Origin of the sequence: Actinophytocola sp., assembly GCF_050699915.1 — a bacterium.
Lineage (GTDB): Bacteria > Actinomycetota > Actinomycetes > Mycobacteriales > Pseudonocardiaceae > Actinophytocola.
Genome location: NZ_JBOHGA010000069.1, coordinates 17,041 through 28,930 on the forward strand (window position 1 = coordinate 17,041; position 11,890 = coordinate 28,930).

Below are 11,890 nucleotides of genomic sequence, written 5' to 3' on the forward strand. Positions count from 1 at the left end.
GGGTCAGGAGACGTCCCGGCGCACCGCGAGCCACGTGCCCGCGAACGAGAACACGACGCCGTAGGCCACCAGCAGCGCGCCGCCCTGCCAGGGCTCCAGCAGCTCCACGCCGGGCTGGGACGTGCCGGTCACCGCCGCGTACGCGCCGCCGGGGAAGTACTCGTAGTAGTCGCGGATCTTGGGCAGCGCGGAAGCGAACGCCTCGATGACGAACAGGTACACGAGCGACCCGACGATCGCCGCGATCTGGTTGCGCACCAACGCGCCCACGCCGACCCCGAGCACCGCGTAGACCGCGACGCCGGCGAGCGTGCCGGCCATGGCCCCGGGGATCCCGTTGCCGGTCAGGGAGACGTCGATGTCCTTCGCCGCGAGCCAGGGCAGTGCGAGCGCCACCGCGAACGCGATCACCGCGGCCCCGTAGCCGATGCCGGCCAGCGCGTAGGTGACGAGCTTCGCGATCACCACGCGGCCGCGGTGCGGAGTGGCGAGGAACGTCGGCGTCACCGTCTGGTGCCGGAACTCGCCGGTGATCGCGATGATGCCGAGGATCAGCACGAACACGCCGGACGCGCCGGCCACTCCGAACAGGTTGCGCTGCCCCTCCGGAGTGGACAGTGGCGGCTGCGGGTTTCCCTCGCTGCCGTCGAGCGCGATCGTGAAGCTCATGAACAGCGCGGTGATCGCGATCGCGCCGAGCAGCATCCACAGCCAGAGCTTGGTGGTGAAGAGCTTGCGGACCTCGCCGCCGATGAGCCGGATCACCGGTCGCCCCCCTCGCCGCCGAAGTGCTCGACCGGTCCGCCGGACTCGCCGGTCAACGCGAAGAAGATCTGCTCCAGGTCGCTGCGCTCGGTGGTCAGCTCGTGCAGTTCGATCCGCTCGGTGAACGCGAGGTGGCCGACCTCCTCGCTGGTGAGGCCGGTGACCCGCAGCGTGCCGTCCTGCCGGTCCGCCGCGGCCTTGTCGGGCAGCGCGGCGACCAGCCGGTCGAGATCGGGTCCACGGACCAGCACGCCCAACCCCTCCTGCTCGGCGAGCTCGGCGATGCTGCCCTGCCGCACCAGCGTGCCGCGGTTGATGATCACAACGTTGTCGACGGTCTGCTCGACCTCGCTCAGCACGTGGCTCGAGACGAGGACCGTGCGGCCCTCCTCGGCCATCCGGCGCAGGAACCGGCGCAGCCACGCGATTCCCTCGGGATCCAGTCCGTTCGCCGGCTCGTCGAGGATCAGCACGTGCGGGTCGCCGAGCAGCGCCGCGGCGAGCCCGAGCCGCTGGCGCATGCCCATCGAGTAGCCGCGGACCTTCTGCCGCGCGGCCTTGGTGAGCCCGACGATGTCGAGCACCTCGTCCGCGCGGTTGTCCGGGAACCCGTTGACCGTGCAGTAGACGCGCAGGTGGTTGCGGCCGCTGCGGGCCGGGTGGAAGCTCGACGCCTCGAGCATGGCGCCGACCGTGGCCGACGGGTGCGGCAGGTCGACGTAGGCGCGACCGCCGATGGTGGCGGAGCCGCTCGTCGGACCGATCAGCCCGAGCAGGCAGCGCAGCGTGGTGGTCTTGCCGGCGCCGTTTGGCCCGAGGAATCCGGTGATCGTCCCGGCGGGCACCTCGAAGGTCAGGTTGTCGACCGCCTTGACGGTGCCGAACGACTTGCTGAGACCGCGGACCTCGATCCGCCCGGCTTCGTCCGCCACTTGCTCCCCCTCGGTAGTGACCGCGGCACATTCTAGGGGGTATGTCGATCTCCCCGCGGCCAGCGGGCCCACTCGCGCTCCGGACGGACCGGCGGCCCGCCTGAGCAGCGGTTTCATGATTGCCGCAACGCCACTGCAATGTGCCTCCCTAGTTTGCGCAACGACCAGGGAGGGGGACTCGATGTCGAGTGCACGCAAGATGGTGGCGTTAGTCGGTGTCTTGGTCGGTGTCATGGTCGGCGCGGTGCTCGCCGCCCCGAGCACGGCGTCGGCCACGGGCGAAACCGATGAGCTCGCGCCCGTGGTGGTCGTGCTCGACGCGTCCGGGTCGATGCGTGAGCCGATCGCCGGCGGGGACACCAAGATGGCCGCCGCCAAGGACGCGGTCCACACGCTGGTCGGCGCGCTGCCGACCGAGGCCCGGCTGGGCATGGCCGTCTACGGGACCGGCACCGGCAGCTCGGCCGGCGAGAAGGCGGCGGGCTGCCGGGACGTGCGCGTCGTCCACGACGTCGCACCGCTGGACCGGCCGGCCCTGGACGCCGCCGTCGACGAGGTCGAGCCGCGGGGCTACACGCCGATCGGCCAGTCGCTGCGGACGGCCGCCGCCGAGCTGCCGACCGAGGGTCCGCGCTCGATCGTGCTGGTGTCGGACGGGGAGGACACCTGCGCTCCGCCGGCGCCGTGCGAGGTCGCGAAGGAGCTCGAGGAGAAGGGCGCCGACCTGCGCGTGCACGCGATCGGGTTCGACGTGGACGACAAGGCCCGCCAGCAGCTCGCCTGTGCCGCGCGGGCGACCGGCGGCGAGTACGTCGACGCGCGGGACGCCGGCGCGCTCATCCGCGCGCTGAACCGGGTCGGCCAGCGGGCGCTGCGCGCGTACGAGCCGGTGGGCACGCCGGTCGCCGGCACGAGGGCACCGGCCGGCGCGCCACGCGTGGGGGCCGGCGCCTACCTGGACCGGATCGGGCCCGACGAGAGCCGCTTCTACGCGGTCGACGTGCCCCGGGGGTACACGCTGTACGCGAGCGCGTCCGCGGTGGTCGCCGACGACGTGGACTACCTGCTGCACGTGGGCCGGTACGACGGCGACGCGGGGCAGGCCTGCTCCGGCGAGGCCACCGAGGTCAAGACGGAGGGCCCGGTCGTCTCGGCGCTGCACCGGTGGTCCCCGCCCGAACGGGACGCCGACCCGTGCGAGCGGGCCGGCGTCCAGCTCGTGCGGGTGTCCCTGGAGGCGGTGGCGCCGGCCACGAGCCCGTCCGCGCTGGAGCTGCTGATCGGGCTGGAGCCGAAGGTGAGCGGGGACGCGGGGCCGCCCGGGACCACGGAGCGAACCAGCTTCGTCCCCCCGAACGGGCCCGCGGAGCCCGTGGCCGGCGGCGGCTCCTTCGGCACGGCGACCGAGCTGGCCGGGTCCGGCGGGTACGTCGACACGGTTCTGTCCGGGGAGATGGTCTTCTACAAGGTCCGCCTGGACTGGGGTCAGGGCCTGGCCTACCGGCTCCGGATGGGCGAGCAGGACGGCGTCGGCGGCCTGTTCGTGAAGACCGCCTGGTACAACCCCGCCCGCGAGGAGCAGGACGCGGACTCGACCTCCTACACCGGCCGGGAGCAGGCGTTGCCCGCGTCCGGCGACTCGCTGGGCGGCCCGCCGGTGCGCTACCGCAACCGCGTCCTGCCGGGCCCCGAGGTGGGCCCCGGTGTCGCCATGGCCGGCTGGTACTACCTCAGCGTGCTGGTCGACCAGACCTACGAGCCGCGGGCCGTGCCGGTGACCCTCGAGGTGTCGGTCGGCACCGGCACCGAGCCGGGCCCGCGCTACGAGGGCGATGGCGGTGCCGACCCGTTCGGCGACCGCGGGCCGGCGCCCGACCTCGTGGAGCCGGCCGGCGACCGCGCCGGCCTCGCGGCGGCGTTCGGGGAGACCTCGCCGCTGTTGTACGTGGGCATTCCCTTGGTGGTGCTGGCAATCGTCCTCACCGTCGGGTTGCTGCTCGTGCGCCACCGGCGACGGGTGTAGCGCCGGACCGGCCGCACGGAGTACAACTGTCCGAGCCGACCGTGAGAGCGCTTCCACGGTTCGGCGGAGAACTTCGGCGCCCGCTGCGGAGAGGACGACCCGGATGACGAACCAAGCTCGCGACGACAGGTCCAGGCTCGGCCGGGCACTCGTGCTCGGCGTCGTGCTGATCGTGGTCGGCGCGCTTGCCGCACCGGCCGCCTCGGCCGTACCGCCCGCTCCCGCCCCGTCGGCCGACTCGGCCCGGCACGGCGGCCCGGACCTCGGGAGCAACGTCGTCGTCTTCGATCCGAGCATGCCGGTCGGCGAGATCCAGGCGACCCTCGACGCGACGCACGCCGCGCAGGTCGACAACGAGATGGGCACGCAGCGGCACGCCTTCCTGTTCAAGCCCGGTACCTACGGCACCGCCGAGCAGCCGCTGCAGATCAAGGTCGGCTACTACACCGAGATCGCCGGCCTGGGCGCCTCGCCCACCGACGTCGTCATCAACGGCAAGGTCGAGGTCTACAACCGCTGCCTCGCCGACGGCGGCACGAGCAACTGCATCGCCCTGGTCAACTTCTGGCGCACCCTGTCCAACCTGTCGCTGCGCGTCGACGCGGCCGGCCAGGACGGCTGCCGCGCCACGGCGAACTTCTGGGCGGTCTCGCAGGCGGTCTCCATGCGCCGCCTCGACATCGGCGGCGGCAGCCTGTCGCTGATGGACTACTGCACCGCCGGCCCGCAGTTCGCCAGCGGCGGCTTCATCGCGGACTCGCGGCTGCCGGCCACGACCAACGGCTCCCAGCAGCAGTGGCTGACCCGCAACAGCGAGATCGAGAGCTGGTCCAACGGCGTGTGGAACCAGGTCTTCGCCGGTGTGGTCGGCGCCCCGGACGACTCGGCGTTCCCGAACCCGCCCTACACGACGCTGGACACCACGCCGGTCAGCCGCGAGAAGCCGTACCTGTTCGTGGACTCCCGTGGCAGGTACCAGGTCCGCGTGCCGGCCGCCCGGACGAACACCCGCGGCGTCTCCTGGGCCGGCGGCCTGACGCCGGGCCGCACGGTGCCGCTGTCGGACTTCGTCGTCGCCAAGCCGGGAGACGACGTGCGGGACATCAACAAACGGCTCGCGTCGGGCAAGCACCTGCTGCTCACGCCCGGCGTGTACGACATCGCGCGCAGCATCGAGGTCAAGCGCCCCGACACGGTGGTGCTCGGTCTCGGCCACGCCACGCTCACCGCGGCCCGCGGCTCGACACCGCTCGTCGTGGCCGACGTGCCGGGCGTCGTGGTCGCCGGCGTCACCATCGACGCGGGCGAGCGGAAGTCACCGGTCCTGCTGCGGGTGGGCGACCGGCACGGCAAGGGTTGGAGCTCGCCGCGCAACCCGACCACGCTGTCCGATGTGTACTTCCGCGTCGGCGGGCCGCACATCGGCCGGACCGAGACCGCGCTCGAGGTCAACAGCGACCACGTGCTCATCGACCACGCGTGGGTGTGGCGGGCCGACCACGGCGTCGAGGACCTGACCGACACCGAGCGCTGGAACACCAACATCGGCCGCACCGGCGCGGTGATCAACGGCGACCACGTGACGGCGACCGGCCTGTTCGTGGAGCACTTCCAGCGCTACAACACGGTCTGGAACGGCGACGGCGGCACCACGATCCTCTACCAGAACGAGCTGCCGTACGACCCGCCGACGCAGGCCGACTGGATGAACGGCGACGTCGAGGGCTTCGCCGGCTACAAGGTCGGCGACCGGGTGCGGACCCACACCCTCTACGGCGCCGGCGTCTACGTGTTCAACCAGAACAACCCGGACATCCATACGGAGAACGGGTTCGAGGTGCCGGAGCGTCCGGGCGTGCGGCTGCACCACATCATGACCGTCAACCTCAGCGCGGGGACGATCGACCACGTCGTCAACGGGCTCGGCGACGCGGCCGACACCACCAAGGTCGGCGTGCCGGTGTACGTCGTGGACTACCCGACCCCATAGGAGTTGCCGAAACCGCAAGAAAACTCGCCTCCCGCGCGTGGCCGGCGGATCGTGCGGTCATGGACAACGATGCGCGAGACTTCTGGGAGAGCTTCTACGGCGAGCGGGAGCAGGTGTGGTCCGGGAGACCGAACCCGCTGCTGGTGCGCGAGGTCGAGCCGCTGCCCCCGGGCACCGCGCTGGACCTCGGCTGCGCGGAGGGCGCGGACGCGATCTGGCTTGCCGAGCGGGGCTGGCGGGTCACCGCCGTCGACATCTCGGAGACGGCGCTGGCCCGCGCGGCCGCGCACGCCGCTTCCGTCGGCGTCGAGGGCATCGAGTGGGTGAGCCACGACCTCGCGGCGACGTTCCCGGACGGCGAGTTCGACCTCGTGTCGGCCCAGTTCTTCCACTCCCCCGTCGCGGGTGACGGGGAGCGGGAGAAGATCCTGCGTCGGGCCGCCGAAGCGGTCGCGCCTGGCGGGACCTTGCTCGTCGCGGGGCACGCCGGGGCGCCGTCGTGGCACGCTTCCCCGGACCACGACGACCCGGACCACGAGATCCATTTCCCGACGACCGCCGACGTCCTCGACGCCCTGGACCTGGACCCGGCGCGCTGGCGCGTGGAGACGCAGGAGGTCGTCGAGCGCGAGATGTCGGGGCCCGACGGACAGCCCGGCCACCGGCAGGACAACGTCGTGCGGGTACGTCGCCTGGCCTAGCAGCAGTGGTCGCCGCGCCAGGCCTCGCGACCCTCGCGCACCGCGACGACCGCGATGGCGAGCGCGACGACCGGGTCGGCCCACCACCAGCCGAGCAGGCTGTTGAGCAGCAGGCCGACCAGGAGGATCCCGGACAGGTAGGTGCACAGCAGGGTCTGCTTCGAGTCGGCGACCGCACTCGCCGAGCCCAGCTCCCGCCCGGCGCGGCGCTGCGCGTACGACAGCCCCGGCATGACCGCCAGCGACACCGCGGCCAGCACGATGCCCACCGTGGAGTGGGCCGCGGGCTCGCCGCCGAGCAGCGACCGAACCGCCTCGACGGTGACGTAGGCGGCCAGCGCGAAGAACGACACCGCGATCACCCGCAGCGCGACCCGCTCGCGGGCCTCCGGGTCCGTACCGGAGAACTGCCAGGCCACGGCCGTCGCCGAGGCGACCTCGACGACCGAGTCCAGGCCGAAGCCGATCAGCGCGGTGGAGGAGGCGACCGTGCCGGCGGCGATGGCGACGACCGCCTCGACGACGTTGTAGGCGATCGTCGCGGCCACCAGCAGCCGCACCCGCCGCGACAGAACTGCCTTGCGGGCCGGCGCGAGCGCGACGTCTTCGTTCACGGCCCCTCCTCGACCGGGTCGCAGGGCTCCTCGGTCTCCACCGCCAGGACGACCTGCACGAGCTCCCGCAACGCTCGCGCCAGGTGCGCGTCGGCGAGGGCGTAGCGGACCTGGCGTCCTTCGTAGGTGGCCACGACCAGGCCGCACCCGCGCAGACAGGCGAGGTGGTTGGAGACGTTCGAGCGGGTGAGCTCCAGCTGCTCGGCGAGCCGCGCGGGGTAGCAGGTCCCGTCCAGCAGTGCGACCAGGATCCGGCAACGGGTCGGGTCGGCCAGCGCCCTTCCCAGCCGGGCCAGCGCGTCCTCGCGCGTCACACACTTCAGCATGCGTAGGACTGTACAGTCCTCGCTGTATCAAGTGATGGCGCGGCCGAGGTCGGTGATGATGCGGTCGATTTCGACGCGGGCGAACTCGGCCAGCTTGCGCTGGTCCGCCCTGGCGGCGGGGTCCTTCTCCTCCAGGTCGCCGATGACGACGATGTTCTCGTCGTTGAGGGTGTTGGCCGGGTCCGTGTAGTTCAGGCTGCCCGCGATGATGATCTCGTCATCGATGGTCATCAGCTTGTGATGGACCTTCCGCACCCCGTTGTCCTTCGTGTTCTCGAACAGCTGCACACCGGCGGCCTCGAGTCCGGAGGTCGCGGCCCACGCCATTCCCCCCTGCTCGCGGTCGACCACGCCGCGGATGGGCAGGCCCGGGCCGACGAGCCGGTTCATCGTGTCGTCGATCCCGCTGGACTGGGAGAAGGTGAACATCGCGAAGTCGATGCGCTGCTTGGCCTTGAGCATCTGCTTCATGATCTCCATCTCGGGCCCGTGCCTGGGCGCGAACAGCGGTTTGACGCGCACCGTGCCGATCCGGAACTCCCTCGGCTTCGGCTCGACGCGCTCGTGCATGTCGCCGAACGTGCCGGCGCGCATCCGGAGGAACTCCGCGAGGTACAGCGCGGCGACCGTCTTCCCGTGCAGGATCAGGACGTTGTTGAGATTGTTGCCTCGCTGTTTCCGGTTGCTCGGCGGGTTCGTGCCGGTGTCGGTGAGGGTGAAGTTCGTCGAGCCGGTCAACACCGCGGCGTTGTCCGTGCCGGCGTCTCGTACCACGAACTTCTGGTGGAAGATCTTCTGGTTCAGGTCCGTGATCACGTCGACGCGCGCTCGCAGCAGCGCCGCGTGCAGCTCCCGGTTCACCTCGTTGGCCCCGCCCGGCACGAGCGGATTGGCGGCCGCGGTCTCCTCGGTGAGGTAGTCGCCCTCCAGGATCACCTGCATGTCGAGGAACCTGTCCCGCGTCACCGGCGGATCCTTGGGCCGGGCGGCCGCGTCGAGGATGGCCTGCGCGACGGTCGGCGAGTCCAGTTCCTGGACCGCGATGTGCAGCGACTTCTTCGCCCCGTCGATGAAGTCACGGATCACGGCGTCCAGGTCGTCTTCGGCGCCCAGTACCTTCGGTCCGACGTAGAGGTCGATTCCACCCAGTTGTATCCCCACAGCGCACCTCACTCTCAGCGACAACCGCATTCAGTGAGTCGCTCGATGCGTGGGCGATGTAACTCGATCGAGGAGTCAGTCAGGCGGGCACAGCCACTGCGAGTCCACCCAGCCGTTGATGTTCACCGAGCCGTGAGCGTACCCGTACGCGTACACACCGTCGGCCGAGGTGCGTTCCAGGTCGAAGGCGTCACCGCGCTCCAGCAGGCCCAGCCGCCGTGCGCCCGCGCTCGGTCGGGCCGGCTCCGAACGGACCAGCAGGTCCTGCGCGCACACTCGCCGCCGCACCGACGACTCGGCCGGCTCGCCGAGGACGACGAGCAGCGGCACGCCCAGCGTCGCGACCGCGACGACCGCCGCCGCGACGAGGGCCGGCCGGCGCGAGGGCCGGCGCGGCTCGGGGCCGCTGGCCCGCGCCAGCAGCGCGACGAGCTCGGCCAGCGGCATCGGCGGGTGCTCGGCCTGCCGGTGCACGGCGGCCAGCACCGCCTCGTCCGGCAGGCCCCGACCGGTCTGGTACCGCGACAGCGTGGTCGGCGAAGTCGGTGGGGCTCACCGTCCGTATGCGACCCATGTCGCCCCGTCCTCCCATGTCAGCGAAATCCACAGGCCAGCGCCGGTGGGATTTCCCGCACCCGGAACGGTTTGCGCGCCCGCCGGCCGGCCAAGAGAGTGGACGGGCCGCCACTCCCGGCACAGCGTCACCGTGGACGTCGACGCCGGGGGCGGCGTGCTGCTCGCCATCCGGCCCGGGGGCTACTACATGGGCCGCTTGCTGCCCACCTGGACCTTCGACCGGCAGGGCGCCTGGTATTTCTCCGACGAGAACGCGGCAACTACGCGTGGGGCACCGCGTGGGGCCACAGCAACGCCTGCCTCTGGATCGGCCCGAGCCGCGGCAAGTTCGACTGGACCGCCGGCAGGTGGGCCGCCCCGGCGGGCGGCGACGAGGGCGACCGCTGCGACGCCGGCAAGCGCGACTGGCTGGCCGCGAACGACGGCGCGAACATCGGCAGCCACTACAACTGTCCGCCGCCGTCGAGCTCGGCCCACGGCACGGAGAAGGCGCTGCTCGTGGACTCGCCGCTGTACTGGAACCTCAGCTGGACCGGCGGAGTCGGCTACGACGGCGGACAGCTAGCTAGTCGTGCCGGACCGCCACCATCCCCGCCGGCACCCATGTCTGGTACCGCTACACCGTCCGCGACGGCAGCGCGCTCGTGGTGTGGGTCCCGGGCCACGGCTGGGGCTTCCTGCCGGCCGGCTCTCTGGACCGCGGTCAGACCGGGACCTGGAGCCGGCCGAAGGAGCCCGGCGTGCAGCCGCCCTGCTAGGCGCGGCGGGTCCGTGGCCGCGTCCGTGGCTACGATCGCCGCCGTGCTGAGCGAGGAGGTCGCGGACATCGCCGCGCGGTACGGGCTGTCCCCGCTGCCGGCGGAGGGCGGCCTGTTCCGGCGGACGTGGGCCGGCCCGACCGACGCGGCGGGTCGGCCCGCGGGCTCGGCGATCATCGTGCTGCTCGCGGCCGAGGGCGGGCTGTTCTCGGCGATGCACCGGCTGCCCATCGACGAGGTGTGGCACTTCTACCGCGGCGACCCGCTGGAGCTGCTGCTGCTCGACCCGGACGGCGGCGCACGGGTCGAGGTGCTCGGGTCGGACGGGCACGTGCAGCTCACCGTCCCGGCGGGCACCTGGATGGGCGGGCAGGTGACGGCCGGCGGCCGGTGGTCGCTGTGTGGCACGACGATGGCGCCGGGCTTCGTGCCCGCCGACTACGAGGGCGGCGACGCCGGCGAGCTGTGCGCCCGCTACCCGGACGCGGCCGACCGCATCCGCGCGCTGTGCCGGCCGGACGCGCCGCGGCGGTTCGCCGATGGCTGACCCGTCGCTGCCGGACCTGACCGGGACGGTGACGCTGGTGACGGGCGCCGGCGGCACGCTCGGGCAGGGCATCGCGCTGCGGTTCGCGGCCGCGGGCGGCGCGGTCGCCGTGCACCACAACCGCTCGCGCGAGCGCGCCGAGGCCCTGGTCGAGCGGATCGAGGCGGCCGGCGGCCGCGCGGTCGGCCTCGCCGCCGACCTCACCGACGACCGGGCCTGCCACCGGCTCGTCGAGGACGCGGCGGCCTGGTCCGGCCGGCTCGACGCCCTGGTCAACAACGCCGGCATCCAGCCCGTGGCCGACCTCGCGACGATGACGGCCGACGCCTGGCGCACGATGCTCGACACGAACCTGACCAGCGCGTTCTCCTGCACCCAGGCCGCCGCTCGGGTCATGCGGGACGGCGGCAGCGTCACGCACATCGCGTCGATCGAGGCGGCCCGGCCCGCGTTCGGCCACGTCCACTACGCCGCCGCCAAGGCCGCCCTGGTCATGCACGCCCGCGGCGCCGCCCTCGAGTACGGGCCGCTCGGCATCCGGGTCAACACCGTCTCCCCCGGGCTCGTCGACCGGCCCGGCCTGGCCGACGACTGGCCCGACGGCGTCGACCGCTGGCACCGCGCCGCCCCACTGCGCCGCCTCGGCGACCCGGCCGACGTCGGCAACGCCTGCGTCTTCCTCGCCTCGCCGCTCGCGTCCTGGATCACCGGCCACGACCTGACCGTCGACGGCGGCGTCTCCGCGCACCCGTCCTGGTGATCAGGCGATGAGTCCCGCGTCCTGCGGGTGGTGCGGGCTGCCGCCGCGCCACGGCAGAACCTGGCCGAACCGGACGAGCTCGCCGTAGGTCGCCGGGTCGAGGTCGTTCACGATCAGGTCCACGACGTGCCGGGCGGCCCCCGCGGGAGTCCGGGCGTGGCTGAAGTCGTCGAACCACGGCCGGGACGCCCGGGTGTCCACGAGCCCCGGGCAGACCGCCGCGACCAGCGTGCCCTCGGCCAGGTCGGTCGCCCGGCGGTCGGCCGCGACCGCGCGGACGGCGGCCACCTGCGCCACCTTGGAACCCACGTTGAGCCAGCGTGGCCAGCCGCGCGCCGCGGCCGTGCCGTCGTGGATCGCCGCGCGCCAGGACTCGACCGCCCGCTCCACGCCGGCCGGCGAGGCGCCGTCGAACAGCGGGTGCAGCCGGGAGTCGAGCTGGCCGAGCGTGCCCAGCGTGCTGGCCACCACGAGCAGCCGCCCGCCGGGCCGCAGCACCGGGCCGAAGGAACGCAGGATCGCGTGCGTGGCGCCGTTCGAGACGGCGATGAACCCGTCGGCCTGCTCGGCCTGCGACCGGTCCGGGGACAGCGGACCGATCGCGTTGGACACCACGACATCCACGCCGCCGTGCCGCTCGTCGAGCTCCTTCGCGAGGCGCGCCACGGCCTCGGTGTCGGTGACGTCGAGGACCCGGCCCACCACGCGGGCGCGGGTGCCGGCGGCCCGGGTCGCGC

General features: G+C 72.8%; 12 protein-coding genes. 5 read left to right on the forward strand and 7 right to left on the reverse strand.

Annotation, left to right across the window (positions count from 1 at the left end):
• Positions 1–3 precede the first annotated feature (3 nt).
• Positions 4–765 carry a hypothetical protein gene (locus ACRDSK_RS14880; protein ID WP_431441374.1) on the reverse strand — a complete coding sequence of 254 codons (762 nt, stop codon included), beginning with the start codon at positions 763–765 and terminating at the stop codon, positions 4–6.
• Positions 762–1,697, reverse strand: coding sequence for an ABC transporter ATP-binding protein (locus ACRDSK_RS14885; RefSeq protein ID WP_431441376.1), 936 nt, complete (start codon positions 1,695–1,697; stop codon positions 762–764). The genes ACRDSK_RS14880 and ACRDSK_RS14885 overlap by 4 nt, the downstream gene beginning before the upstream one ends.
• 181 nt (positions 1,698–1,878) lie before the next feature.
• Here ACRDSK_RS14885 and ACRDSK_RS14890 point away from each other — a divergent pair, with 181 nt between their 5' ends.
• The 3 genes from ACRDSK_RS14890 (at position 1,879) to ACRDSK_RS14900 (ending at position 6,411) form a co-directional block, all read left to right on the forward strand.
• On the forward strand, positions 1,879–3,720 hold the full coding sequence (locus tag ACRDSK_RS14890) for a vWA domain-containing protein (protein WP_431441378.1): 1,842 nt from the start codon (positions 1,879–1,881) through the stop codon (positions 3,718–3,720).
• Positions 3,721–3,823: 103 nt separating this feature from the next.
• Complete coding sequence (locus tag ACRDSK_RS14895; protein ID WP_431441380.1) at positions 3,824–5,710, forward strand: hypothetical protein; 1,887 nt, start codon at positions 3,824–3,826, stop codon at positions 5,708–5,710.
• 59 nt (positions 5,711–5,769) lie between these two features.
• On the forward strand, positions 5,770–6,411 hold the full coding sequence (locus ACRDSK_RS14900) for a class I SAM-dependent methyltransferase (RefSeq protein WP_431441382.1): 642 nt from the start codon (positions 5,770–5,772) through the stop codon (positions 6,409–6,411).
• On the opposite strand, the gene ACRDSK_RS14905 is transcribed toward ACRDSK_RS14900, so the two are convergent.
• The 4 genes from ACRDSK_RS14905 to ACRDSK_RS14920 all read right to left on the reverse strand — a co-directional run bounded on the left by ACRDSK_RS14905 (position 6,408) and on the right by ACRDSK_RS14920 (position 8,998).
• Positions 6,408–7,025, reverse strand: a complete 618-nt coding sequence (locus ACRDSK_RS14905; protein WP_431441384.1) for a cation transporter — start codon at positions 7,023–7,025, stop codon at positions 6,408–6,410. The two genes, ACRDSK_RS14900 and ACRDSK_RS14905, sit on opposite strands and share 4 nt — an antisense overlap.
• Positions 7,022–7,351: a Cd(II)/Pb(II)-sensing metalloregulatory transcriptional regulator CmtR gene (gene cmtR, locus ACRDSK_RS14910; protein WP_431441386.1), complete on the reverse strand. Its 330-nt coding sequence runs from the start codon at positions 7,349–7,351 to the stop codon at positions 7,022–7,024. The genes ACRDSK_RS14905 and cmtR overlap by 4 nt, the downstream gene beginning before the upstream one ends.
• Positions 7,352–7,378: 27 nt before the next feature.
• A complete protein-coding gene (locus ACRDSK_RS14915; RefSeq protein ID WP_431441388.1) occupies positions 7,379–8,512 on the reverse strand; it encodes a phospholipase D-like domain-containing protein in 1,134 nt (377 codons plus the stop codon).
• Between the two features lie 75 nt (positions 8,513–8,587).
• Complete coding sequence (locus ACRDSK_RS14920; protein ID WP_431441390.1) at positions 8,588–8,998, reverse strand: hypothetical protein; 411 nt, start codon at positions 8,996–8,998, stop codon at positions 8,588–8,590.
• 891 nt (positions 8,999–9,889) lie between these two features.
• On the opposite strand from ACRDSK_RS14920, the gene ACRDSK_RS14925 reads away from it, so the two are divergent.
• Both ACRDSK_RS14925 and ACRDSK_RS14930 read left to right on the forward strand, forming a co-directional pair.
• Complete coding sequence (locus ACRDSK_RS14925; RefSeq protein ID WP_431441392.1) at positions 9,890–10,393, forward strand: cupin domain-containing protein; 504 nt, start codon at positions 9,890–9,892, stop codon at positions 10,391–10,393.
• The gene (locus tag ACRDSK_RS14930; RefSeq protein WP_431441394.1) at positions 10,386–11,153 is read left to right on the forward strand and encodes an SDR family NAD(P)-dependent oxidoreductase; all 768 of its coding nucleotides are present in this window, start codon (positions 10,386–10,388) and stop codon (positions 11,151–11,153) included. The genes ACRDSK_RS14925 and ACRDSK_RS14930 overlap by 8 nt, the downstream gene beginning before the upstream one ends.
• Here the strand turns inward: ACRDSK_RS14930 and ACRDSK_RS14935 are convergent.
• Positions 11,154–11,890 (reverse strand): SDR family oxidoreductase (locus ACRDSK_RS14935; RefSeq protein WP_431441396.1); only part of this gene is annotated, 737 nt, incomplete at its 5' end.